Source organism: Candidatus Nanogingivalaceae bacterium, assembly GCA_015257795.3.
Taxonomy (GTDB): Bacteria; Patescibacteriota; Saccharimonadia; order Saccharimonadales; family Saccharimonadaceae; genus Nanogingivalis.
Genome location: CP072208.2, coordinates 387,804 through 412,499 on the forward strand (window position 1 = coordinate 387,804; position 24,696 = coordinate 412,499).

23 protein-coding genes are annotated in these 24,696 nt (G+C 36.1%); 3 read left to right on the forward strand and 20 right to left on the reverse strand.

Annotated elements, in window-relative coordinates; genetic code table 11:
- Positions 1-28: 28 nt before the first annotated feature.
- The 6 genes from recG to HXK94_002065 form a co-directional block, all read right to left on the reverse strand.
- Entirely contained in the window at positions 29-2,080 is a 2,052-nt protein-coding gene (gene recG, locus HXK94_002040; GenBank protein ID QTI96034.1) for an ATP-dependent DNA helicase RecG, read from the reverse strand.
- Positions 2,081-2,162: 82 nt separating this feature from the next.
- Entirely contained in the window at positions 2,163-4,241 is a 2,079-nt protein-coding gene (locus HXK94_002045) for a ribonuclease J (GenBank protein QTI96035.1), read from the reverse strand.
- 137 nt (positions 4,242-4,378) lie between these two features.
- Positions 4,379-4,915, reverse strand: coding sequence for a hypothetical protein (locus HXK94_002050; protein ID QTI96036.1), 537 nt, complete (start codon positions 4,913-4,915; stop codon positions 4,379-4,381).
- Between the two features lie 109 nt (positions 4,916-5,024).
- Entirely contained in the window at positions 5,025-5,579 is a 555-nt protein-coding gene (locus HXK94_002055; protein ID QTI96037.1) for a hypothetical protein, read from the reverse strand.
- A 191-nt stretch (positions 5,580-5,770) separates the two neighbouring features.
- Positions 5,771-6,364: a hypothetical protein gene (locus HXK94_002060; GenBank protein ID QTI96038.1), complete on the reverse strand. Its 594-nt coding sequence runs from the start codon at positions 6,362-6,364 to the stop codon at positions 5,771-5,773.
- A 147-nt stretch (positions 6,365-6,511) separates the two neighbouring features.
- Complete coding sequence (locus tag HXK94_002065) at positions 6,512-7,321, reverse strand: hypothetical protein (protein QTI96039.1); 810 nt, start codon at positions 7,319-7,321, stop codon at positions 6,512-6,514.
- A gap of 121 nt (positions 7,322-7,442) precedes the next feature.
- Between HXK94_002065 and HXK94_002070 the strand changes: the two genes are divergently transcribed.
- Positions 7,443-8,543 carry a GTP-binding protein gene (locus tag HXK94_002070; protein QTI96040.1) on the forward strand — a complete coding sequence of 367 codons (1,101 nt, stop codon included), beginning with the start codon at positions 7,443-7,445 and terminating at the stop codon, positions 8,541-8,543.
- Positions 8,544-8,567: 24 nt separating this feature from the next.
- On the opposite strand, the gene HXK94_002075 is transcribed toward HXK94_002070, so the two are convergent.
- Both HXK94_002075 and HXK94_002080 read right to left on the reverse strand, forming a co-directional pair.
- Positions 8,568-11,096, reverse strand: a complete 2,529-nt coding sequence (locus HXK94_002075; protein ID QTI96041.1) for a M1 family metallopeptidase — start codon at positions 11,094-11,096, stop codon at positions 8,568-8,570.
- Complete coding sequence (locus HXK94_002080) at positions 11,086-12,846, reverse strand: phospho-sugar mutase (protein QTI96042.1); 1,761 nt, start codon at positions 12,844-12,846, stop codon at positions 11,086-11,088. The genes HXK94_002075 and HXK94_002080 overlap by 11 nt, the downstream gene beginning before the upstream one ends.
- A gap of 87 nt (positions 12,847-12,933) precedes the next feature.
- Between HXK94_002080 and HXK94_002085 the strand changes: the two genes are divergently transcribed.
- Positions 12,934-13,224 (forward strand): hypothetical protein, encoded by a 291-nt coding sequence (locus tag HXK94_002085; protein QTI96043.1) that lies wholly within the window; start codon positions 12,934-12,936, stop codon positions 13,222-13,224.
- A 28-nt stretch (positions 13,225-13,252) separates the two neighbouring features.
- Here HXK94_002085 and HXK94_002090 read toward each other — a convergent pair whose 3' ends face one another.
- On the reverse strand, positions 13,253-16,006 hold the full coding sequence (locus HXK94_002090; GenBank protein ID QTI96044.1) for a penicillin-binding protein: 2,754 nt from the start codon (positions 16,004-16,006) through the stop codon (positions 13,253-13,255).
- A gap of 120 nt (positions 16,007-16,126) precedes the next feature.
- Here HXK94_002090 and tyrS point away from each other — a divergent pair, with 120 nt between their 5' ends.
- On the forward strand, positions 16,127-17,335 hold the full coding sequence (tyrS, locus tag HXK94_002095; GenBank protein ID QTI96045.1) for a tyrosine--tRNA ligase: 1,209 nt from the start codon (positions 16,127-16,129) through the stop codon (positions 17,333-17,335).
- Between the two features lie 54 nt (positions 17,336-17,389).
- On the opposite strand, the gene HXK94_002100 is transcribed toward tyrS, so the two are convergent.
- The 11 genes from HXK94_002100 to rpsD form a co-directional block, all read right to left on the reverse strand.
- Positions 17,390-17,728, reverse strand: coding sequence for a YtxH domain-containing protein (locus HXK94_002100; protein ID QTI96046.1), 339 nt, complete (start codon positions 17,726-17,728; stop codon positions 17,390-17,392).
- Positions 17,729-17,986 (reverse strand): hypothetical protein, encoded by a 258-nt coding sequence (locus HXK94_002105; GenBank protein QTI96047.1) that lies wholly within the window; start codon positions 17,984-17,986, stop codon positions 17,729-17,731.
- A gap of 154 nt (positions 17,987-18,140) precedes the next feature.
- Positions 18,141-19,664, reverse strand: a complete 1,524-nt coding sequence (gatB, locus tag HXK94_002110) for an Asp-tRNA(Asn)/Glu-tRNA(Gln) amidotransferase subunit GatB (protein QTI96048.1) — start codon at positions 19,662-19,664, stop codon at positions 18,141-18,143.
- On the reverse strand, positions 19,664-20,077 hold the full coding sequence (locus tag HXK94_002115; protein ID QTI96049.1) for a hypothetical protein: 414 nt from the start codon (positions 20,075-20,077) through the stop codon (positions 19,664-19,666). Before HXK94_002115 ends, gatB begins: the two co-directional genes overlap by 1 nt.
- Positions 20,077-21,477 (reverse strand): Asp-tRNA(Asn)/Glu-tRNA(Gln) amidotransferase subunit GatA, encoded by a 1,401-nt coding sequence (gene gatA, locus HXK94_002120; protein ID QTI96050.1) that lies wholly within the window; start codon positions 21,475-21,477, stop codon positions 20,077-20,079. Before gatA ends, HXK94_002115 begins: the two co-directional genes overlap by 1 nt.
- Positions 21,478-21,484: 7 nt before the next feature.
- On the reverse strand, positions 21,485-21,778 hold the full coding sequence (gene gatC / locus HXK94_002125) for an Asp-tRNA(Asn)/Glu-tRNA(Gln) amidotransferase subunit GatC (GenBank protein ID QTI96051.1): 294 nt from the start codon (positions 21,776-21,778) through the stop codon (positions 21,485-21,487).
- Between the two features lie 120 nt (positions 21,779-21,898).
- Positions 21,899-22,297, reverse strand: a complete 399-nt coding sequence (gene rpsI / locus HXK94_002130) for a 30S ribosomal protein S9 (protein QTI96052.1) — start codon at positions 22,295-22,297, stop codon at positions 21,899-21,901.
- A 2-nt stretch (positions 22,298-22,299) separates the two neighbouring features.
- A complete protein-coding gene (rplM, locus tag HXK94_002135) occupies positions 22,300-22,746 on the reverse strand; it encodes a 50S ribosomal protein L13 (GenBank protein ID QTI96053.1) in 447 nt (148 codons plus the stop codon).
- Positions 22,747-23,130, reverse strand: coding sequence for a 50S ribosomal protein L17 (gene rplQ, locus HXK94_002140; GenBank protein QTI96054.1), 384 nt, complete (start codon positions 23,128-23,130; stop codon positions 22,747-22,749).
- 1 nt (position 23,131) lies between these two features.
- Positions 23,132-24,055: a DNA-directed RNA polymerase subunit alpha gene (locus HXK94_002145; protein ID QTI96055.1), complete on the reverse strand. Its 924-nt coding sequence runs from the start codon at positions 24,053-24,055 to the stop codon at positions 23,132-23,134.
- A 23-nt stretch (positions 24,056-24,078) separates the two neighbouring features.
- Positions 24,079-24,696 carry a 30S ribosomal protein S4 gene (gene rpsD / locus HXK94_002150; protein QTI96056.1) on the reverse strand — a complete coding sequence of 206 codons (618 nt, stop codon included), beginning with the start codon at positions 24,694-24,696 and terminating at the stop codon, positions 24,079-24,081.

Consider the following 24,696-nt stretch of genomic DNA (forward strand, 5'->3'; position numbering starts at 1 on the left):
ATTTTTAATCAAAAATCAAGACTAAAATCTAATTTAATAGAGTTAGGCGTTGATATTTTTCAAGAGTTTTTGGTCTATTGCTTAGGTATTTTTTCCATTCTTCTTGATTTTCGAAAAGAAAGTCCACAGCAGATTGCGCTTGATAAATTATCTGCGTATCACCAATATTTGCAAATTCCAGATTAATTTCACCCGACTGAGCCTTACCGTAGATTTCACCCGCGCCACGAAGCTCTAGATCTTTTTCTGCCAAAATAAAACCATCGTCTATTTTAGAAATTTCCTGAAGTCTTTGAGGCGGTTTTGCGTTAGAACTCATTACAAGATAGCAAAAAGCATCTCCGCCACCGCGACCAACACGCCCACGCAACTGGTGAAGCTGCGCCAAACCAAAACGATCCGCATTCTCAATCACAATTACACTTGCATTTGGAATATCAACACCAACTTCAATAACAGTAGTCGATAATAAAATATCCGCTTTTTTCGCCAAAAAATCTGCCATAACTTGTTCTTTTTCTTCAGATTTCATTTTTCCATGAAGTTGTAAAATTCGAAGACCCTTAAAATCACGTTTTAACCGCTTAAATTCTGTTTCGACATTTTTAATTTCTTCGTTTTTGCCCTCTTGAATTGCGGGAACAATAATAAACACTTGTCGCCCGTTCGAAATTTCCGTTTTGATTTTAGAATTCATTGGTGTACGAGATGCCGGCGAAATAATTTCTGTTTTTACAGGTTTTCGCCCAGCCGGTTTTTCCTTTAAAATTGAAACACTCAAATCTCCAAAAAGAGTCAATTGTAATGATCGTGGAATTGGCGTCGCCGTCATCGCAAGCAAATGCGGCATCTTCTGATGCGATTTTTCAAGAATTTTCTGCCGTTGAGCTACACCAAAACGATGTTGTTCGTCAATAATCACCAAACCAAGATTCGAAAATTCAACTTTATCTTGTATGATTGCACTCGTTCCAACCAAAACATCTATTTCACCATTTTTTAAGTTTTGATAAAGATTTTCTCTCTGTTTGCCCTTAACTTTCCCCGACAAAAAACCAACCGAAATATTAGCCCAAGATAATGTTTTCGAAAAATTCTCCGCAAGCTGAAATGCTAAAATTTCAGTTGGTGCAAAAACAGCAACCTGAAAACCATTTTTAATCGCATTTAATGCTGAAATCGCCGCCACTGTCGTTTTACCGGATCCAACATCACCCTGTAAAAGCCGATTCATCGGAAAATCTTGTTTCATATTTTGAATTATCTCCCAAGAAGCCAACCTTTGAGAAGGCGTTAAATCAAACGGAAGTTTTTCGACAAACTTTTTTACATCTTGAATTCTTGGCTCAAAAATATATCCGCGCAACTGTTCATTTTCTATTTTATTCAATTTCGAAGCCAATATTAACTCAAAAATCTCCTCGAAGGCCAATCGTTTTATCGCTAAATCAAACTGCTTTCCAGATTCAGGAAAATGCACCCACTCAATTGCTTGCGCACGTGAAATTAGTTTTTCTTTTTGAACAACAACTTCCGGTAAAGTTTCAGGCAGAATTTTCATGAGCGGTTTTAACTCCGCCAAAGTTTTACGAATTATATCCGTTCTCAAACCTTTTTTTTGATGATAAATTGGCACAATTTCACCATTTTCACCTTCGAAATTTGTTTTATTCGGCAACTCTTCGTGCTTCATTACGCTTGGGTTTGTGATTTGGTAACGATTATAGTTAAATTCAAACTTTCCCGAAAAATAAAATTCATTTTCATCCTGCAACTGCTTAACCCTATAAGGTTGATTAAACCAAATCGCTTTAATCTTCTCCTTACCATCTGTTAAAATCGCCTCAGTTATGGTCATTCCCCGACGAACCCGGCGCATAGAAACTTTTTCAGCATAAGCTTTAAATAAAACTTTTCCCGGCTTAATTTCATTCAAACTAGTTAAACTTGCAAAATCTTCATATTTTCTCGGAAAAAACTCTAAAAGATCGCCAACTGTTCTTAAATTAGCATTTTCGAATTTTTCAAGTGTTTTTTCGCCAACACCTTTTACTAAACCGAGCGAAGAATTCAAATTCATTACTTTATTATATCACATATTGATTACGGCTAAAATTCCTTATAACAAAAAATGAGCAGTTTTCACTACTCATTTTGAAATTTTAAACTTTATTTACAACCGGAATAACGATTGGTGTATGACCAGTTGAGTCAAACAAGATATGAGAAATATCATCCTTGATCTCTTGTTTCATATCTGCAATTTCGATTTTACGTTCAACTTCGCGATCGGTTTTAATTCGCAAATAATGACGAATCTTACCAATCAATTCTTCACTATCTTTAAGATATACAAATCCACGAGAAATCACATCTGGAGTCTTCAATAACCGACCCGTTTTCTTACTAATAGTTAGAACAATAATAAAGATTCCCTCTGTCGAAATATGCAAACGATCTTTTACAACAGCATCATGAACCGTGTTTCCAGTATTGTCATAAAGAATTGATCCAACATGAACGCGGCCACCTTTTTTAATTGTGCGCTCTTTGGTTAATTCAATAATATCACCGCTATCCGCAACAAGAATTTCATGTCGTTTTAGCCCAAGCACTTTTTGCGCCATTTCGGCATTATGTTGAAGCATATAGAATTCACCGTGAACTGGCAAGTAGTTTTTTGGACGAATAGTTTCAACCAATCGAACATGATCATCATAATATGCATGCCCCGAAAGATGTAGAGGGCCAATTCCGTGATAATGACCACGGCCGTGTTGAATTACACCGGCACCCTCGCGCAACAATCCATCCACTGTTGAGGCAACTCTAGGCTCATTTCCAGGAATAGGACTTGATGAAAACACCACAACATCAGTTGCTTTAATTTTCACAAATCGGTGAGCTCCAGTTGCCATGCGGTTCAAAACAGCATTTAATTCACCCTGTGAGCCGGTACATACGATTGAGACTTTCGAATCATCAAGTTTAACGATATCTTCCATTTTCACAATAACATCTTTAGGAACTTTAATTTTTCGTGATCGCAAAGCAACTTCAATTGCGTTAATCATTGAGAAACCTGCAAAAGCCACTTTCCTATTATGTTTTACCGCTTCATCGAGAATCAATTGCAATCGATAAATCTGACTTGAAAAACATGAGAAAATCAATCGAGCGTGAGGGTAAGCTGTCATAACCTCGCCAACACTTTCACCAATGGAATATTCACTGTGTGGGTGTGTTCCCGGTGTATCAATATTAGTACTTTCGTTCATTAATAGATCAACGCCCTCTTTTTGCGCAATCTCAGCAAGACGTGGAAGGTCGAACTGTGTGTCGACTGGATCATTTTCGAAACGCCAGTCACCCATATGTACAATGTTTCCATTTGGCGTACGAATAACCATCGCTACACATCCTGGAATTGAGTGAAGAACATGCACGAACTCAAGCGTCATATGCTCAGAAATCCTAATCTGTTCGTGTTTAAATGGATCAACAACTTGATAGTTTGGTGAAACTTCAACAACCGCCTCTTCCATTTGACGCTTAATCATACCAATCGTAAAATCAGTAGCATAAATTGGAATATTGTTTCCAAATTCAGGCAAGAGCTGACGAACTGCACCAATGTGGTCAAGGTGGGCATGAGTAAATGCAACCGCTTTAACTTTATGCATATTATCTTTCAAATATGTAATATCCGGCGTCATAAAGTTTACACCAGGGTAGTCTTCGTTAGGAAAAATTGAGCCCATATCGATAACTAGGATTTCATCCATATACTCGATTGCGAACATATTTTTACCAATTCCAAACTCGCCCAAACCACCAAGCGGAATCACTCGCACGCTATCTTTTTCTGGGCGAAGTTTTTTCAACTTCGAAGCCGTTAATTGTTCACCATCAAAACCATTGAACAGCGATTTGTTAACAGGGATATTTACGATATGTTGCGTTGCGCGCATATTAATGTCATTTGAGATCATTCTTTGAGCACGAATAACCGCACCACGCCTTGTTGTTGTTGGTAGATTTACCTTTTTTGCATCATTTTTTTGTGAATGATTGTGCTTAGCGATATTCTTTGCTTTTTGCTGAGCTACTTTTGCAGACTTCTTTTCGCTTTCTTTCTTGCTGTTTCCAACGTATTTATCGCGATTTTTTTGCAGATCTTGCGCCTTTTTTTGTAAATTAGCCCGCTTTCGAGCCTGCTTTTCATTAAAATTATTAGTCATTATTCTCCTTGATTTAAAGCGTTCGAAAAATTGTTTTTAAAGGTCGGATTTTCTCGAACAAGTAATATTTTAGTACTTTCATTTTACCAAATCTTACGAGGAAAGTCAAATAAAAAAAGAGCCCGCGGGCTCAATAACTAAAAAGCAAAAAACGATATTTTTATGCGCTCTAAAAGAGAAAATTTATAACCTCTCTTCTTCAACTCTTTATACAAAATAAAGATCACGTCCTTTTTAGGGTTCGGGATTTTAGCTTTATTTTTTAAAAGAGTTTTTATACCTTTTAATATAATTTCACGATGTTCGGGTTCTAGATAATCTATTCCGTGATAAACAAATCGTGGTAATATATTTACAAACTCCCTTTCGAAAATATTATATTTTTCAAAAATAGATAGTTCAACCATATCTATGTTAGAGATTTCTTTTCTCGCGGCTCTTGAAATATCATATCCAACATCTCGCCCAGTGATATCAGAAAGCTCTTTACGGAAAACTTCACAAATATGAATTTTACCTTCAAAGTTCGTAGAATGTTCTTCTATCAATTTTGGAATACGCTCTCCAATTGTCTGCACTAAAGCCCGAGGATTACGAACACCCTCCAACGATAAGTCACTTAAAATCCCGATGTATTTGCTTTTTTCGTCTAAAAGTACTTCTTCTTTTGACATTTTGGCTACCTCCAAAAAAATAAGATTATTTAACTATACGCTTTTTTTGAATTTTTGTCAATAAAAAATCCCTGCATATTTGCAAGGATATTAAGAGATTCATCAGCTATTACCAACGAATAACCTTACTGACAATAGCAGTCCCAACAGCAATAACATTAGAAAGAACAGGTGCAATAGGCATCAAAATAGCTGATAAAAAAATACCGACAACAAAAATACGGTTAGCTACAGTATTCTTTTTTAAATATCTGTCACTTGCATCTATCACATAATCATCTATCGCGTAATCTTCTTTCATCATGTCATATTCATTTTCTAACACAAAAGCTACTGCGGGATATTCATCTGCAGGAAAAAGCAGCCATTTTTCACCTTCTTCCGAATAGAACGCCATGAATTGTTTCGGCGCACGAATTTTGGGCTCTTCAATAATACAATATAAACTACCTGCAGCAAGAAGTATAATACTTACTAGAGCTCTAACAAGAGATGGATGGAACAAAACTACAATAATACCTAATATAAGACCAAAAACCGAGAGAAGAGCATTTATCCCTTTATAAATTGTTTTTCGACGCCTACCAAAATATTCTGTCGCCTCATCCATGTTATCAAATACTGGCAATTCTCTGCCGTTGTATTGTTTCTTAACTAGTGTCATAGAAACTACCTCCTAAAAAATACTTTCGCAAAAGATACGAACATATATTATGATATCATATTTTTTGAATAAGTCAATAATAGCTTTTTTAGTTATAAAATAAAAAGACAGCCTTAGCTGCCTTATTGAGGTGTTTTATGTAAAGTCTTGCAAGACCTTAATCACTTGAGGAGCATTTTTAGTTTTAATTCCTACCTCGATTTGATATAAGGTATTTTTCTTATCGCCTTATTGCTATTCCTGTGTATTACAATTCTAGCAACCTCAACAATAATCACGACCGCACAAGCAGCATAGCCATTAATAGGGAGTAAAACCCCCATTAAAATATAGCCTGCAATTGAGAAATACTCTTTTTTTGCATTAATCTCTAGCTGTCTTTCATTTATAGCTGCTATGTAAGCATTTTTCTCTTCATCGAGTTCACTCTCTAGTACGAAAGCTACTGCAGGATAATCATCTTTTGGAAAAATCAGCCATTTACCTTCTTTTTTTGAATAAATTAAGCGAACATCTTTTGCTTTTGGTGCACGAATGTCGGCTTCTGTGCTACAAGAAGCACTATAAATCACAAAACCACCAATAAAGCTGAGAATCAACTCCCCTAAATCTAATTGATAGCTAAAAGATAACAAAACGGCTACAAAGAAGCTGTAACAAGCCGAAAAAATAATCATCACCCAAAGAATCGTTTTTCGGGCTTTGCTAAAATGTTCCGTCGCCTCATCCATGTTTTCGAATACTGGCAATTCTCTGCCGTTGTATTGTTTCTTAACTAATGTCATAAAAACAACCTCCTAAAAAATACTTTCGCGAAAATACGAACATATATTATGATATCATATTTTTAAAATAAGTCAACTAACCCCTTCTTTCTCTTTAATTTTAAAAATAAAAAAGACAGCCTTAGCTGCCTTATTTTTTGAGGTGTTTTATGCAAAGTCTTGCAAGACCTTAATCACTTGAGGAGCATTTTTAGTTTTAATTCCTAGCTCGATTTGATATAATTCTTTTTTTCCCGGTTGAAATCTAGCTATAACCATAACTCTATCATCTTTGTTAAAAGTTGTTAACTTAATATTAAAGTTATCCTTAGCACGAGATGAAATATTGTTATGAATACTCTTAAAACACAACAATCCAAACAAAATAATAACAAAAAATACAACAACTCCAACTGCATTTGGTACATTCCTAACAATTATATCCGCCACAATAGCAAAGAAAGCCAACATGATTGCCATACAGAAAGAATAAAAACTAAATACTTGCTTATTAACTTGGTTATTAATTCTTCTCAAACAGTCAAAAGCTTCTTTTTGGATATTTGTAGGTTTCTCGACTTCCTTTGTTTTTGGAAAAACATTATACCAAACTAAGTTAGTTTTGTCGTTTCCAAAACGTTCTTTCTCAAATATCGGTAGATCTTTGTTTAAATGCCGATGCTTCAGAATACCGATTGTATATCTCATAGCACCAAGGGCAATCTCCATCAATCCGATAAGAATAACTGCATTATTGTTTTGCTTCAACATCGAAGCAATTAGCACAAACAACCCAATAAGAATACTTAAATCTATAAAACGATAGATTATCTTATCGTGTTTAAAGAATACTTCCGCCACCTTGTCTAGCCGCGGAGTTTTTTCATTAATAATTACCGTATCGAACTTAGCTTCTTCATATTCTTCATATTGAATGTTGTTAAAATTCTGCACTGTACTGATTTTTGATATTTTCATAATATCATACCACCTCTTTATTAATTTTCTTTACTCTTTCGAGTAACTTATATATTATATAATACTTTTTAGTATTTATCAAGTCATTGCCTGGTTTTCAAAAATCTGTTAAACTTATTACATGAATGAAAATTTCGACTTAACCGACTTTTCGAAAGATATCTTTAATGATTTTTCGAAAACCGAAATTCAAAAAACACAAAATAATCACAAAAAAATCCCAGTTATAATGATTTCTGGTTTTTTGGGTGCTGGAAAGACGACATTATTAAATCATCTGCTAAAAACCAATCCCAATCTAAAAATAGGTGCAATCGTTAACGACTTTGGAAAAATAAATATCGACAGCAAACTACTCTCCGGCAACTTAGACCAGCAAACTATTGAACTTAGTAATGGCTGTATTTGTTGCATGATCGGAAGTAACGGCTTAAGCGAACCTCTAGCTAAACTCGCCAATGAAGATTCTGATCTTGACGCAATACTAGTTGAAGCTAGTGGAATTGCCGAACCTTATGACCTTCTTAAAACTTTGCAATATTCCGGGAATAAATATTCCTATTTTGGCGGAAATATCTATATTATTGATACTCAAAATTTCGAAAATACTAGTCGGGATTTTCCAACACATTTTAAAAAATGTTTAAAGGCGAGCGATATTGTTGTTTTAAATAAAACCGATTTAGTTTCGAAAGATAAACTCAATGATATTGAATCTACGATTCGCGAGCTAAATTCGCAAGCACCCATTATTTATAGTCAAAACTCACAGATTGATTCGAAAATAATTTTTTCTTGGGATGAAAAACCTTTTACGGAAAGTATAGAAAACACCCATGACCACAAAAACCATATACATCATGAATTTGAGTCAATTTCTTTCGAAACAAGAAAGCCGATCGACCCTAAAAAATTTAATGCTTTTTTAGATAATCTTCCTCAAAATCTTTTCAGAATGAAAGGAATTTGCTATTTCGGAATGAAAGGTTACGAACAAAGCTTTATAGTGCAAACCGTTGGAAAAACCGTTAATATGACTACTGAAGAATGGGAAGATGAAGAGCCTAAAACTGAGCTGGTTTTGATTGGTACAAAAATGAATAAAAGCAAAATCATTCAACAACTTAAAAAATTAGAAGATAATTCTCCAGATGAAATTACACCAGAAAATATGGTAAACTTCGAACGATTTTTCTTAAAAAATAATAAAACCGACCTTTGAATGTTTTGGTCGGTTTTATATTGCTTATATTTTCATTAAGAAATCTTCTACTTGCTGTTTATCTCGTTCGATTAACTCAATTCGCCCAGAAATTTCACGCTCACCCATTTCAATTGCTCGCGTCAAACTTGGGTCATTTTTTAATGGTTCGAAGAAATCTTTAAACTCTTGTAATTCTTCTCGTGTTCTTAAAATTACACCGGAATATCGTGGAAAATCATTATAGCTTTTATCTCCATCAAATTTTTGCGTAATAGCATCCCAATTATTTCGAAGCCAAGTCCACGCAAGTTTTCGAATTTTCGTGTTTCGAAGTAAATGAACGTACCAACTCAAAACATCTTGCGAACGAATTACATCATCTTCAAGCATCTTTTCGAGTAATTTTTTACCCGTTTTAAGATTTTTAGTTGCGGTTAAAGCAATCATAAGATCGTCACGATAATCTACATTTGTTGTGTTTTGATATTCTTCAATAAGCTTTTCAATCAATTCTGGAGTTTCATCAAATCTTATTTTTGCCGTTAAAATTAAACTTCGAATTTCAGAATCAATATCTTCCATATTTTGAGCTTTCGCAAAGATTTCTAACGCACCGTCAATTGCCTCTTTGTTTTCTGCATAAATCATATGCGCAAGAATTGAACTACGATTCTGCGTATCTTCCTCATCTTCACCGGTCTTTTTGAAGAAACCAAGTCGCTTAAATTCTGATTCTGCCAAACCACCAACAAAATTCTTCATTTTTTGGGAACTTTCAGAACCTTCGTCTACAAAAATTTTCAATTCGCCAATCAAGATACTGATCATATCCCAAACATTTAGAGAAGTTTCATTTTTATAGTATTGCAGAGTTTTCAATAAATCGACACTAGAAATTTCGCCACCCCTTGAAAGCAACGATCGTTCCTGCAAGATCTGTAATCGCGAAACCGTATCTAGCTCACCATTTTGCACTTTTTCTAAAAGTTTTTCGAAAAGTTCACCTTCGTAATTACTAATAAAATGCGCAACGTTACCTTTATTGAGCTGAACAAAATCACCCGTTTTTTGACAAGCTAACTCTTTTTGATTCATCACTTCTGGTAGATTAGGTTGATTTGAACGCAATAAAATTGGCCAAATTCGGTTAGTGTCTTTTCCTTTGCCTATGAAAAATTGCTTTTGCGAAAGCTCCAGATTATCACCGCTATTTTTTACCAAAACACTTGGATAGCCACTCTGAAGAAGCCATGGATTCATAAAATCCGCGACATTTTTTCCAGATGCTTCACTTAAACATCGCCACAAGTCTTCACCTACCGTATTTTTATATTTAAAACGTTCAAAATATTCACGCAAACCTTTTCTAAAAGCTTCATCACCAATATATTCTCGAAGCATATTCATTAATCTTGCGCCTTTTGCATACACAATCGCACCATCAAAAATCGTACCGATTTCATCTGGATGATGAACAGGAACGTGAACCGATTGAACTCCGTCAATTGCATCGCGGCGTAAGCTCAAAATAGCTTCATTCACCGCAAATTCTTCCCAAATTTTCCATTCAGGCTCTAATACGTCTGTTGCAAAATATTCCATCATCGTTGCAAATGACTCATTTAGCCACAGCTCATCCCACCACTTCATTGTAACGAGGTTTCCGAACCACTGATGCGAAGTTTCATGAGCGATAACCAATGCTACATATTTTTTAGAAGAAATTGAAGATTTTTCATCCGCCAAAAGAGCAGTTTCGCGATAAGTTATCAAGCCCCAGTTTTCCATTGCACCGCTAGAAAAATCCGGCAAGGCAACGTGATCACATTTTGGAAGCGGAAACTTTTGATCGAAGAAATCTTCATAAAACTCCAAAACTCTTACGGCAAAATCTAGTGGAAACTTGAGCAGGCTAGATTTTTGAGCTTTAGTCGCCAAAACTGAAACTTCAGTCCCGTTTTTTGTTTTTTTCGAAACTCTTTGAAGATCACCTAAAACAAATGCTAAAAGATAGGTTGACATTCGTGGAGTTTTTTTAAACTTGGTAATTTTGCTATTTTCAAATTTTTCTACTTTTTCGGGGTTAGTATTTGACAAAACTTCTATATCTTTTTGCGAAACGATCCCTAATGAAAAAGTTGCTTTAGCTTCAGGCTCATCGATACAAGGAAAAACCTCTCGCGCATGATGGCTCTCAAATTGGGTTGCAAAAAGCTCCTTTTTAACACCATTTTCCTTATAATAACAAGGGTAGAGACCGTGCATCGCATCCGTAATTTTACCTGAAAAACAAATTTTAAAACTAATTTCATCATCTTGATTAAAATTAAATTGATCTATTCCTATCTTGATTTCATCTCCATTTTTCGAAAAGGTAACCTTTTTATCGTCTAAAAAAACGATTTCTTCAATCTTTAAATCTTTTGCATGAAGAAAAATTTCCTTTTCGTTTTTAACTGTCCCAAAAATCTGTACTTTTCCTGTAAAACTGCGCTTATCCGCTTGAAATAAATCCAATAAAAGCTCATAGTGCTCAGGATTAAAATCATTAATCAATCTTTTAACACTCATCCAAAATTCTCCTCTTAAAATCCGTTATAATTTCTTCAATCTTAGCACAATCTTCTTTTTTAGCAAATAGCCATTGAGCATAAATTTTTATTTTTGGCTCTGTTCCGCTTGGACGAATTGTAATCCTATTCTCAGGTTTCATAAATTCGAAACTAACAGCATTGCCACCTTCGAGCATATTAAATCTACTTTTTTCTCCCGTAGCAACATTGATCTCCGTCAAATTATCAAAATCTTTAATTTTTGTTGCACCAAAAGTTTCTTCACCACTTTTAACTTTTTGCATAATTTCCTGCATTTTATTAAACCCATCTGAACCAGAAAATTCAACAGATTCTGTTTTTTCTGTAAAAAAGCCAATTTCTGAATAAATTTCATCTAATTTCTCACCTAGAGTTTTATTATTTTTTTGAAGATCCGATGCTAATTCTGAAATAATTAGTCCAATTGTTGCAGCATCTTTATCTCTAGTCTGATCACCAACTAATCCACCAAGGCTTTCTTCGAATCCAGCGACAAATATTTCACCTTCAGATTCCTTTTGAAGGATTTTTTTGCCGATAAATTTAAAACCAACCATTAAGTCATCATAAATTCTTATACCATATTTTTTAGCCAAAGCATTTAGCGCATCGGTAGTAACAAAACTTTTGCAAATAAACCTTCTATCTTTAAAATATAAATTCTCATATTTGTTTATTTTGTCATGAATTTTCGAAAACAGATAGTCTGCAGCTAAAATTGCTGTCTGATTTCCTGAAAAACTTCGCACTTCGCCATTTTTCTCAAGACTCATCACACAAATCCTGTCTGCATCCGGATCTGTTGTCAATGCAATATTTGCGCACACTTGTCTAAGTTTTTTAATTGCCATTTTATTTGCAGATAGGTTTTCAGGATTCGGCTTTTTGTCTGGTAATGTTGAAAAATCTCCATCAAAATTCATTTGTTCATCAACCAAAACAATATCTTTAAAGCCGGCAGATTTTAATGTCTGTAAAAGATTTGTCGAACCAGTACCATGAATTGGCGAAAATACAATCTTAGCGTTTCGATTTTTTCCTACAGAAAGTTTAGTATTTGTGTTTATATATTTTTCATCAATCTCTTTACCTAAAATTTGAATTTTGCCGCTTTGCTTCAACTCTTCAAAGTTGCCAATTTTAATATCTTTTATATTTTGTGCAATTTTCATTATGTTTTCATCATTCGGTGAAGAAACCTGCGCTCCGTCATTCCAATAAACCTTAATTCCGTTATCTTGAGGTGGATTGTGGCTAGCCGATATTACAATTCCGGCTGAAGCTTTAAGCTCACGAACAGCAAATGATAATTCTGGAGTTGAACGCGGATAATCAAAATAAAAAACTTTAATCTGATTTGCCGCTAAAACTTCAGCGCACCTTCGCGAAAGCTTTTTCGATGAGTTTCGAACGTCCCAACCAATAGCAACGCTCAAGTTATGTTCTTTTTTCAACTTTAAATAATCAGCTAGCGCTTGAGCACTTTCTGAAATAGTAATTAAATTAATTCGGTTTGGTCCAACACCAACTTTTCCTCGCCGCCCTGCAGTTCCGAATTCCAAAACTTTAAAAAAAGATTCCTCCAACTCTTCCCATTTTTCATCAATAATTAATTTTTCTATTTCTGTATGAAATTCTTTATATCTTTCATCAAAAAACCAAATTTTAAGATTTTCGAAAGCTGATTTCGATAAATGATTTTCAGCATTTTTTAGTTCGTTATTCACAATAGCTCCTTTTTACCATTTTATCACTTATCTCGGATAAAATCAAAGTGCTTGCGTTTTTGGCTTTTTTGTAGTAAAATATGCTCGATGAATAAATTTTTAAAGAAAGCTCAGAAAAAAATTTCCGACGACAACACTAGGGGTGCTCAAATTGGACTCCTTGAAGAGGTTTTTAATGATATATACCCTAATCGTTGGACAATCTATAAAGTTAACTTCTTTCGCGGAATAGCTTTCGGTTTTGGTAGCGCGATTGGTGCAACGGTTCTTATTTTTCTTCTCGTATGGCTTCTTAATTTCTTCGTAAATATTCCCGGAGGAATTGGAGATTTTATCCAGGCAATTATACATGCAATGCAAAGCCGAAGACAAATTTAAAATCACCCTTTGAAAGGGTGATTTATTTTTAATTTCCAGAATCGCTAGAACTGCTGTTCGAACTTATCGAAGACGGCCCTGTATAACTCTTTGAAATTTTATAACCGCCAGAATCAGAAACTTCAACGGTTATATTCTGGCCAGCTTTACTGAATGTGTAGTCTGTAGATAAAGTATTTCCAGTTGGGACGGCGGTACTAATAGTAGCACCATCAACTTTCACTACAACAGAACTTATGTCAAAATTACCTTTATTAATATTGACATTTATTCTATATGTATTCGAATTCGGATGTCTTGAGTAAGAAACACCTGATATGCTTGGTTGGCTATCAGAGCACTTGTGTATATCGTCCTCTTCATTGATGTTATATCCATCTGGAACTGTAACCGATTTCTTCTTCGAGATAGGGTCTGTTACTTCAAATACAGTTAACTTAATACGGGTTGAGTCGGGTGTACATTTTGTAGCTTTCTTTTTCGAAATACTATCAAATTCGACTTCTCTAGATGTTGAACCGGTTTTGTTTTTATCCCACCAAGAAGGACAAATATCAGTTCTTCCATTTATAGTACAGCTTCTAATACCCGCGGGTTTATCTATCTTATCGCCAGGTTTCCATTTTCCGTTTGCGGCATAAACCTGTTTATGCACGGAACTCATATAGTCATTCACTACTCGGCGCACAGCACTGTTATCGGAAGACCTTAGAGCTCGTCCATCATGATTACCACTCCAAACACCAGTAGCTACAACAGACGAATAGCTCATCATCCACGAATCTTTTGCGGCTCCCTTACCGTTGTCAGTTGTTCCTGTTTTTGAAGCCGTCCAAACCCCTGGAACAACAAATCCATAACTTCGACTCTGACCTCCAAAGGTTGTCGTTCGAGCACTAGCATCAGAAAGGATATCCGTCAATTCGTACGCTGCCTGCTGGTCAATAACCTGCTTAGATTCATCTTTCCATTCATAAATTTTTTGATTCGAAGAATTTTTAACCTCAGTAAAGTAAGTTAGCTCTTTGTATACACCTCCGCGAGCGATAGAAGCATAAGCATTTGTATGCTCATCTTGATGAACCGAACATCCACCACCAATAGCGGCAGAAAGACCAGCATTACTATTCTTACAGTAAGACTTATCGCCAAGTTGCTGTGCAACACTAACACCATCGTTAACTCCAACTATCGCTAAAGATTTAACCGCAGCAATATTTAAAGAGTTACCCAAGCTAAATCGTATAGGAACACTTCCATAAAACTGTTTAGATGCATTTCTGAGTTGACAAGAACCGTAAGTCCCTGCACAATATTGAGAATCAATATTTTCATCCTTTAGAATAGTACCTGGGGTATAAACTGTATCTTTTTTATTGAATAAAGCAGCGTAATCAACTACCGGCTTAATACTTGACCCAGGATCTAGAGAAGAAGTCGCAGCATTCGTTTGACCATAACCTTCTTTATTATAGTCAACTGATCCAACCTGGGCAATAACTTGTCCAGTAGTAACATCCACTGATGTCATAGCTATATTGTCGGCACCGCTAATATACAGTGTTTTAGAACCTGCATTAACAGCCGATTCAGCAAGTGATTGAGCTTTAAGATCTACTGTTGTTTTTACGGTAAGACCTCCGGCACCGACAACTTTCACACCAAGCTTTTCTTCAAGTTTCTTTTTAACTTCCTGTACAAAGTGTGGTGCTTTGATGTTTGCATATTGATCTCTCTCTGGTTTAATAGTCGCCAAAATATCAAAATCCTTAGCTTCCTTAGCTTCTTTTTCAGTGATAAATCCACAAGAAACCATATCGTTTAATACTTTGTGTTGACGCTCAACTAGACTCTTGTTAAATTCTCTATTGTAGGGATTGTAAATTGCGGGGTTATTAGGAATAGAAGCCAATAGGGCCGCTTCAGCTAAAGTTAGATCTTTAGAACTTTTTCCGAAGTATGTTCGAGCACCAGATTCAACTCCGTTTCTTCGTCCACCATAAGGAGACTCATTTAGATAGAGTGACAAAATCTGATCTTTATTATACATTTGTTCAACTTGAACCGCCAAAATCATTTCTTTAATTTTTCGCGGTATTCCACTTAAACCACGCTCATTTGACTCGTTCGAAAAATAAACCTGCTTGATTAATTGCTGAGTTAATGTTGAACCACCCTGAGTAGCACCACCCTTAAAATTATTAACAAAAGCTCGAACGATAGCCGTCAAATCAACGCCTTTATGTTTATAGAAATCCCTGTCTTCAATAGCGACTGTAGCTTTTTTAACATAGTCGGATATCTCAGAATTCTCAACAACTAGCTTATAATCTCCAGAACCTTTATCTTCCCATAAAAGCTCACCGTTACGGTCGTAATACTTAGAAACAGTCGTCTGAACTCGTTTCGCCAATTCTTCAGGTTTGATCTGATTTAGGTCTTTTGAGACGTAAGCAAAAGCAGCAGCAATAGCAATTCCGCTAAGAATAATTATTGCGCCTAAAATTTTTAGGCCCATAAACAAACCTTGTTTACTAAACCAATATTTCAAAACTCGTTTTGGATGCAACCTATAAAAGAATCTCTTCACTGGATCTTTTGGCAAGCTTGCAAGGTATTCCGCCCTTTCGCGAGCCCTAGAATCTTTTTTCTCTTTCATTCTATGCGCTAAATTTGTATATAAACCTAGATTATTCTGCCTTTTGAGTGCACTACCTTTCTTCAAGGATGTACGTTTTTTGGTAGAACTCTTTTCTTTATTAAGCCTATTTCTTCTATCCATACTGACTACAATTATACCGCACATGCTTATGCATTTCAAGATGCTTTATAACCCCATTTAGTGGAAAAAAAACACTTTTTATGTTAATATGTATTATATAATCAAGTAATAGGAGACAAAATGAAATTATCAGAAGAACTAAAATGGCGAGGTTTCTGGAATCAAACCACCTTCAAGGATCCGGAAATTTTAGACAAAGAAAAACTAACAATTTATCTTGGCGCCGACCCTTCTGCAGACAGTCTTCATATTGGCCACTTAAGCGTTTATATGATGGTTCGTCGCTTTCTTGATCATGGACATAAGGTAGTTCTCCTTGTTGGTGGTGGAACCGGAATGATTGGCGATATGCGAGACACAGAAGAACGAGATTTGCTATCCGCCGAAAAAGTTGCAAAAAATACTGAAGCATTAAAAAAACAGGTCTCAAAATTATTTGCAGGACAAGATTTTGAAGTTGTAAATAATGCAGATTGGCTTTCGAAAATTGAACTAATACCCTTCCTCCGCGATATAGGAAAAAACTTTAATATGGCTGAACTTATTAGCCGTGATTTCTTCAAAAGTCGAATCAATAATGGTAACGGCCTTAGCTTTGCCGAATTCACTTACACATTATTACAGGGTTACGATTTTTGGTACCTTCACAAGAATAAAGGTGTTTCTCTTCAAGTTGGCGGAAGTGACCAATGGGGAAATCTTCTATCTGGAGTGAACCTGATTAGAAAAAAAGAAGGAGACGAAGTCTTTGCAATGACTGCTCCTCTCTTAATCAATCGTTCAACAGGGCGAAAATTTGGAAAATCAGAAGGAGGAGCACTCTGGTTGGATTCTTCGAAAACTTCTCCTTTTAAGCTATATCAGTTTTTACTAAATTCTGATGACCAAAGTGTTTTCGAATATCTTAAAATCCTCACCACTCTAACAAAGGAAGAGATCGAATCAATTGAACAGGACCATCTCAACAACCCCCATCTACGGATTGCTCAAAAGGCTTTGGCACAAAATGTCGTTGAGATTGTTCATGGTAAAGATAATACAAAAAATGTCATATCCGCAACGGAAGTTCTTTTCGGTGGAAAAGAATTTAATTCGTTAACTTCAGAAGAAATAAACGTCCTTAAAAATGAATTACCTTCAGCTACTAAAGACCAAGCTATTACAGATATATTAGTAAATTCAGAAACAACGAAAAGTAAGGGTGAAGCAAAGAGACTTATTTCGGGAAACGCTATTTCATTTAATGGCGAAAAAATCCATGAAGATATTGATATTAATCAAAGTGGAATAGTCAAAAAAGGTAAAAACAACTTTATATTAGTTCTGTAACATAATAAAAAAGACGGTAATCTCAACCGTCTTTTTTTGATTATGTTTTTTCTATTAAACTTTCTTTTCGAAACCTTTTTTTGCACCGTCAATCGTGTTTAAAGCTCTTTTTTGAATTTTAGCAGCTTCTTTTTTAACATTTTCAGCAGTCTCATCAGCCTTCTGCTTGGTAGTTTCCGCAAATTCACCAACTTTTTCTTTAGTGTCTTCAACAAAATCACCAGCATCTGAAGCAACTTTTGCAGTTTTTTCTGTCGCAATATCAGCCACTTTTTTAGCCTTTGTTTTTAAATCTTTTCGAGTTTCTTCACCGCTTTTTGGGGCTGATAAAATTCCTGCAACAGCACCAACCATAGCGCCGATAGCCAATCCTAATCCAAATTTTTTACTCATTTATTTTTCTCCTTTTTTAAATTTAAATTTATTAAACATATCTAATACTATTTTTCCGATAATTATTGGCGATGTTACTTGAGCAACATTTTGCGCAATACTATCTATACTTGATGTAATATTTTGCATTTTTTCTGTAACATCGCCAATTTGACGAGTCACTCGAATAACTAATATAAAAGTAATTATTCCTAGTGTAATAAAAATTGCAAGCGCTACAGATAAAAATACAACCAAGATTTCTGCGGCAGAGCTCATTATTCTCCTTTATCGTTTTTTAATTTTATTATTTTTATTTTGATTTTTTACAAATCTGGTAGTATTGTACCACAAAATAATTCTTATGTCAATAGTTTTTTCTAAAAAATAATAACTACCCCTTAAAATAAAGTGTAGTTATTATTTAGAATTATTATATTCTTTCACGAATTAGCTTTTGGGCTAGTGCCGGGTTTGCCTTACCTTTTGATTTTTTCATAATCTGACCGACCAAAAAGCCGATCGCTTTATCATTGCCATTTCGAATGTCTTCGATTGCTTTTTGTGAAGCTGAATCCGCCAAAACCTCATCAACAATTTTCGCAATAGCACCCTCATCTGAAACCTGAAGTAAATTCATTTTTTCAGCGATCTTTTCTGGCATAAATTCTAGATTTTCGTCATCAAGCATTGCCAAGAAAATTTGATGACCGCCGTTAGAGCTCACTTTTTTATCATGGACTAAATGAGCCAAAAGAGTTAACCGGCGAGGGCCAACATAACCTTTATAAACTTTATCCATATCGAGTTCTTCGCTTGGCGTTGAAGCAAACCAATTAAAGATTCGCTTCATATTTTCTTTATGTTCTTCAAGTGTGTATTCTGGCAAGAACTCTCTAATAATCTCTAACGCATTCTCCTGTCCATTCTCCCAAGGTCCATCACCCCAAGTTGCTAGTAACAGTTCAGCGATTCGATAATCACTCAAAGCATATTCGATCACAGAGCTATCAAGCCCAAAAATACTAAATTTATCTCGGAAATAGTCTGGCATGATTGGAAATCGTGCTTGCATTTTCAAAATTTCTTCATCACTCAAGATAATCGGTGGAATATCTGGATCCGGCATATAGCGATAATCTTGGGCTTCCTCTTTACTGCGCTGAGAGAATGTTTTTTGTTCATCATCAAGCCAACCGCGCGTTTCCTGCTTAATTTTTTCGCCCTTTTCTAGTAATTTAACTTGGCGTTCAAATTCATACTGAGCCGCACGCTCCACGCTTCGAAAACTATTTAAGTTTTTAATTTCAGTTCGCGTTCCGAGTTTCTCTTCACCAAATTTTCGTGCCGAGATATTCACATCAAAACGCATATTTCCTTGATACAGATCACCATTTGTCACATCCGCAAAAACCATTCGCTTATGAAGCTCTTCAGCATATGCTCGTGCTTCCTCGGCCGAATGAATGTCCGGCATAGAAACGATCTCGATTAGAGGTGTTCCAGCTCGATTTAAGTCAACCAGCGAATGATCATTAAAGTGAGTTAGTTTTCCAGCATCTTCTTCAAGATGTGCATGTTCAATCCTCACCTTTACTTCACCACCACTAGGGAGTGGTGCAATAATCTCACCAGCACCAATGATTGGCTGATAAAGTTGTGAGGTTTGATAACCTTTTGGTAGATCTGGATAAAAATAATGCTTTCGATCAAAACGACTCACGTTTGCAATTTTAGCATTCAAAGCTTTTCCTGCTCGAACCGCTAAACGCACAGCCTCTTTATTTAAAACTGGTAGCATTCCGGGCAAACCAAAATCAATTGGTGAAGTTGCTTCGTTTGGTGTTTTATCTCGAGCATCGTTATCACTTCCACTAAAAAGCTTAGTTTTTGTTTTCAATTGAACATGACATTCAATACCGATTGTCATTTCATATTTTTTTAAAATATCTTCCATCAAATTGCTCCTAAATCTTTTAAAGCCTGTTTAAAGCTATTCATTGCGCGACGAGTTTGGTCGAAATTAATTTGTGCATCATTTTCATGCGCAATCACGTTTCGAAGCTTATGCGCGTGCCAAATTGAATTTGGGCTCGAAAGCCTGTCTTTTGCATTTTTTAACCGCTCACCCATTGTTTGTCCAGAAATCTTCAATTCTCTCATTGCTGTGTCAACAAGCTTATCGGCATTAATTAGCGCCAAATGCCAAGTTGCTGGCTCATCTTTTTTAATAGAATTTTCAATTTTTAACCAGTCGCCCTGAAATTTAAGTTTATCGAGCTGAATTTTTTCAGTTTTAGTTATTTCAATAAAAAAGAATAAAAGTCCAGCACAGATCAAAATTGAAACTGAAAGAATTATTAAATCCATTATTTTTCCTCCAAACTATCTGCGAGTGCTAAAATCTTTGAATCAGATTCCATTTTTCCAATAATTTGCACACCTACTGGTAACCCAGCTTCAGTTTTGCCTGCAGGAACAGATATTGCTGGTAGGCCCGCTAGAGACGCAGGAACATTCAAGATGTCAGCAAGATACATCTTTATAGGGTCATGCACATTTTCGCCAATCTTAAATGCTGGCGTTGGCGCAACTGGACCAACCAAAAAATCTACATCCTCAAACAACTTATTGAATTCATTTATCAAAATTGTTCGTGCTTTTTGTGCCTGTAAGTAATATGCATCATAAAAGCCGCTCGAAAGAACATATGAACCAATCATAATTCGGCGTTTGTTTTCAGCTTCGAAACCTTCATCACGAGATTTTCCAAATACTTCGCTAAGATTCTTTGCGTCTTTTGAACGTAAACCGTATCGAATTCCGTCATACCGAGCTAGATTAGAAGAAACTTCAGCTGGAACCACAATATAATAAATAGCTAAAGAATATTTACTCATAGGTAATGAAACTTCGACAATTTCATGACCGGCTTTTCGCATTTTTTCAATATAATTTTCAGTTACCTTTCGAACTTCAGGGTCAACTCCATCACTCAAAAACTCTTTAACAACACCAATTTTTGCCTTTTTTGGTGCTTTTTCTTCTTTCCAAAAATCAGGCAAGGTCATTGCGTCACGAGAATCAAGACCAGCCATAACACGCATTACAAGTTCACTCTCTTTAGCGGTTTTAGCAAAAACGCCAATCGTATCAGTTGAAGAAGCCATTGCGACAACACCAAATCGAGAAACTGTTCCATAAGTTGGTTTTACGCCATAAACACCGTTAAAGCTAGCTGGCTGACGAATTGAGCCACCCGTATCAGTTCCAAGAGTGAAAGGAACGATATCTAATGCCGAAATTACTGCCGACCCTCCAGAAGAGCCACCGGCAACACGGGTTTTATCAACTGAGTTTTTAGTAACTCCAAAAGCTGAGTTTTCAGTAGAACCCCCGTGAGCAAAAGCATCTAAATTAGCTTTTCCAATACAAATCGCACCCGCATTTTCTAATTTTTCGATAGCGGTTGCTTGAATTGGAGTCATGAAATGCTCAAGCATTTTGCTTGAAGCTGTTGAAGGCGACCCAAACACCAAGAAATTATCTTTCGCAACAAAAGGTACTCCAGCCAATTCGCCAACTTTCTCACCTTTCGAAATTTTTTCGTCAATCTCTTTAGCTCGTTCTAAAGCCCTATCTCCAATCAAACTCGTAAAAGCATTAAACTCCTTAGCATTTTCAGCCTTTGCTAGCGCTTCTTCTACAAACTCAACTGCTGTCTTTTTACCAGACAGAACTTGTTCTCTAATTTCAAAAATACTCGTCATAATTCTCCTACAAAACCTTTGGAACTTTTACTTGATTATCTTCAACATTATTACCAGCCAACTTCAAAAGCTCAGCTCGCTTAACACCGTAATCATTAATTTCATCTTCTCGCCAAACATTTTGATTTTTCGAAACCGAATAAGTCGGCTCAACGCCATCTGTATTAAGTTCGCTAAGTTGTTCAATATATTCAACAATATTTCCCAAGTCAGTTTGAAGATTAGAAACTTCATCATCGCTTAACGAAATACTTGAAAGCTCCGCTAAACGCTTAACTTCTTCTTTTGATATCTTTTCCATATACTTTAGTATATCACTTTTTGTATTTTTTTTAAAGTATACATCTTGTCTTATTCGGTTATTTAGCAATAAAAAAACAACCGCCCGAATATCTTTCGAACGATTGTTTTTTTGTATAGATTAACGCTTTGAGAATTGTTCTCGTTTTCGCGCTGATCGTAAACCGTATTTCTTGCGTTCTTTTTCGCGTGGATCACGCTTCAAGAATTCTGCTTTTTTCAATACTGGTCGCAAATCTGCATGAGCAACAGTTAAAGCTTTTGAAATAGCGAGTTTAATAGCGTCAACTTGACCGGCTAAACCACCACCGTTAACTTTTACTGTAATATCAAAATCTGATTGTTTACCAACCAATGCAAGCGGATCTGTAATTTCAGCAAGCATTGATTTATTTCCATCAAAATATTCAAGTGCAGGTTTTTCGTTAATAGTAAGACTACCTTTTCCTGAATATAGTCGAGCTCGAGCAGTCGCAGCTTTTCGTCGGCCAAGACCGTAGAAATATTTAGCTTCAGCCATGATTATTTAACCTCAACTTTCTTTGGTTTTTGAGCTGAATGGTTATGCTCTGAACCTACATAAACTTTCAAACGTTTCATTCGTTCAGCTTGAAGTTTATTCTTTGGAAGCATACCTGAAACTGCTTTTTCTATAATCATTGCAGCATTCTTTTCGCGCAATTCTTTCAAAGAAGCTTCACTTAGACCACCAGGAAATCCACTGTGTCGATAATACATCTTATCTTCTTCTTTATTTCCTGTAACTTTAACCTTTTCAGCATTGATAACAATTACATAATCTCCGCCGTCTGTGTGTGGCGTATATGTAGGCTTGTTTTTGCCTGTCAAAAAAGTTGCAATTTTTGCGCTAAGTCGACCAAGTGTAGCCGATTCAGCAGCATCAATCAAGATCCAATCTCGTTTAACTTCAGCTGGTTTTTGTGAATAAGTTTTTGCGTTAATTGCCATCTACTTATCCTCACTTTCGTGTTTAATTTCATCAACAAATTCAATTGTAGCCATTTCTGCGGCATCACCTCGACGAATTCGAGTTCGCTCAACTCGCAAATGCCCACTGTTTCGTTTCGAAAGTTGTGGTGCGATAACATCTACTAATTTATTTGCTGCGTCAATATTACCAAGTTTGGCCATAACTTGACGACGGTTATGTAAATCACCTTTTTTAGCTTTAGTGATAAGCTTTTCTGTGTAGCGCAAAGTCTCTTTGGCTTTTGGCAAAGTTGTTTCAATCTTGCCATGAATGACTAACGAAGTCGCTAAGCCTTTGAGGAGCGCTCGGCGTTGATCGCGTTCACGACCAAATTTTCGCCCTTTATATCCATGTCGGTGCATATTATAAATTTAACTCCGCTATTTTATCTTTTACTTCATCCAAAGCTTTGCTTCCAAAGCCTTTAAGTTCACGCAAATCTTGTTCGGTAAGGTTTACTAAGTCGTGAACAGTGCGAATGTCATTGTTGACAAGCGCATTTGTTGTTCGAGCTGTCAAGTTTAGATCTTCAATTGGTGTATGAAGCTCACTCGCCTCATCCTCGGCTTCCTCGCCAAGAGCTGGAGCAGCCTCAATTGTTGTAGATCCTGCAAGAGCCGTATACTGGTTTGCTAGGATTGCAGATGCTTGTTCGAAAGCTTCTCGAGGAGACAATGAACCGTCGGTCTCGATAGTTATATTAAGCTTATCAAGATTCGAAACTTGTCCAACACGAGTATTGTCAACTTTGTATCGAACTCGCAAAACCGGCGTAAAGATAGCGTCAACCGCAATCATATCGCTATGAATTCGATCTTCGCTTGATTCTTCGATCGTTTTGTATCCATGACCAGATTCAACTACAAGGTCCATTACAAACTTAGTTTTTGCATCATCGATAGTTGCAATAATTTGATCTGGGTTTACAACTTCCATATCTGCGCTAGCTTGAATATCTGCAGCAGTAATCACTCCAGCACCAGTTTTTTCTAATCGAAGCTCAACAGGTGAATCAGTATGAGCTTTGAATTTAATATTTTTAAGATTCAACATGATGTCAACCACATCTTCTTTTACACCTTCAATAGATGTAAATTCATGACTAACTCCGTCAATCTTAAAAGCAACTATCGCTGCACCATTTATGCTAGAAAGAAGCACTCGGCGCAAACTATTTCCAAGCGTATTCCCGTATCCAGGTTCAAGCGGTTTTACAACAAAAGTTGCAACGTTATCGCTTAAATCCTGAATTTCGGCAAGCGCCGGATTGTGAATTAATTTTGACATATAAACTTTTAGCTCCTTACCTTTTATCGTGAGTAGTATTCAACGATTAGCTGTTCATTGATTCCAGCTTCTGCTTCTTCTCGTTTAGGAAGACCAGTAATAGAAACTGTCATCTTTTTGCCATCAGCCTTCAACCAACTAAGTGGTGCTGGTGCTGCATCAGCAATAACATTTTCAAGATTTGTGAAATAGCCAGATTTTTGGCTTTTTGGTCGAACAACAATCTCATCGCCAGACTTCAAACGAATTGAAGGAATATCAACGCGTCGTCCGTTTAATAAGAAATGTCCGTGGCTCACCAATTGGCGAGCTTGTCGACGTGAAGTTGCGAAACCTGCACGATAAATAGCATTATCTAAGCGAAGTTCCAAAAGTTGTAGCAAGTTTTCACCAGCCAAACCTTCACGACGTGATGCTTCTTTCATCAATCGTGCGAATTGTTTTTCAAGAAGTCCGTAAAGTCGTCGAACTTTTTGTTTTTCACGCAATTGAATTGCATACAAGCTTGGTTTTCCTTGTCGAGAACCTGAGTGTTGACCAGGAATACCACTTTTACGTGCCATAATTTTGACAGCTTTTCTATGAAGGGCATAGCCTTCTCGGCGTGATTGTTTAACAATCGGAGACCTATCTCTCGCCAT

Coding starts and splice junctions, on each gene's coding strand:
- HXK94_002085 (QTI96043.1), top strand. CDS start 12,934: ATGAATAAATTTTTAAAGAAAGCTCAGAAAAAAATTTCCGACGACAAC.
- rplM (QTI96053.1), bottom strand. CDS start 22,746: ATGGCAATTAACGCAAAAACTTATTCACAAAAACCAGCTGAAGTTAAA.
- gatA (QTI96050.1), bottom strand. CDS start 21,477: ATGACGAGTATTTTTGAAATTAGAGAACAAGTTCTGTCTGGTAAAAAG.
- rpsD (QTI96056.1), bottom strand. CDS start 24,696: ATGGCGAGAGATAGGTCTCCGATTGTTAAACAATCACGCCGAGAAGGC.
- tyrS (QTI96045.1), top strand. CDS start 16,127: ATGAAATTATCAGAAGAACTAAAATGGCGAGGTTTCTGGAATCAAACC.
- rpsI (QTI96052.1), bottom strand. CDS start 22,297: ATGGCTGAAGCTAAATATTTCTACGGTCTTGGCCGACGAAAAGCTGCG.
- HXK94_002065 (QTI96039.1), bottom strand. CDS start 7,321: ATGAAAATATCAAAAATCAGTACAGTGCAGAATTTTAACAACATTCAA.
- HXK94_002050 (QTI96036.1), bottom strand. CDS start 4,915: ATGTCAAAAGAAGAAGTACTTTTAGACGAAAAAAGCAAATACATCGGG.
- HXK94_002100 (QTI96046.1), bottom strand. CDS start 17,728: ATGAGTAAAAAATTTGGATTAGGATTGGCTATCGGCGCTATGGTTGGT.
- HXK94_002105 (QTI96047.1), bottom strand. CDS start 17,986: ATGAGCTCTGCCGCAGAAATCTTGGTTGTATTTTTATCTGTAGCGCTT.
- gatC (QTI96051.1), bottom strand. CDS start 21,778: ATGGAAAAGATATCAAAAGAAGAAGTTAAGCGTTTAGCGGAGCTTTCA.
- HXK94_002055 (QTI96037.1), bottom strand. CDS start 5,579: ATGACACTAGTTAAGAAACAATACAACGGCAGAGAATTGCCAGTATTT.
- gatB (QTI96048.1), bottom strand. CDS start 19,664: ATGGAAGATATTTTAAAAAAATATGAAATGACAATCGGTATTGAATGT.
- HXK94_002115 (QTI96049.1), bottom strand. CDS start 20,077: ATGGATTTAATAATTCTTTCAGTTTCAATTTTGATCTGTGCTGGACTT.
- HXK94_002045 (QTI96035.1), bottom strand. CDS start 4,241: ATGACTAATAATTTTAATGAAAAGCAGGCTCGAAAGCGGGCTAATTTA.
- HXK94_002070 (QTI96040.1), top strand. CDS start 7,443: ATGAATGAAAATTTCGACTTAACCGACTTTTCGAAAGATATCTTTAAT.
- rplQ (QTI96054.1), bottom strand. CDS start 23,130: ATGCACCGACATGGATATAAAGGGCGAAAATTTGGTCGTGAACGCGAT.
- HXK94_002075 (QTI96041.1), bottom strand. CDS start 11,096: ATGAGTGTTAAAAGATTGATTAATGATTTTAATCCTGAGCACTATGAG.
- HXK94_002060 (QTI96038.1), bottom strand. CDS start 6,364: ATGACATTAGTTAAGAAACAATACAACGGCAGAGAATTGCCAGTATTC.
- HXK94_002145 (QTI96055.1), bottom strand. CDS start 24,055: ATGTCAAAATTAATTCACAATCCGGCGCTTGCCGAAATTCAGGATTTA.
- recG (QTI96034.1), bottom strand. CDS start 2,080: ATGAATTTGAATTCTTCGCTCGGTTTAGTAAAAGGTGTTGGCGAAAAA.
- HXK94_002090 (QTI96044.1), bottom strand. CDS start 16,006: ATGGATAGAAGAAATAGGCTTAATAAAGAAAAGAGTTCTACCAAAAAA.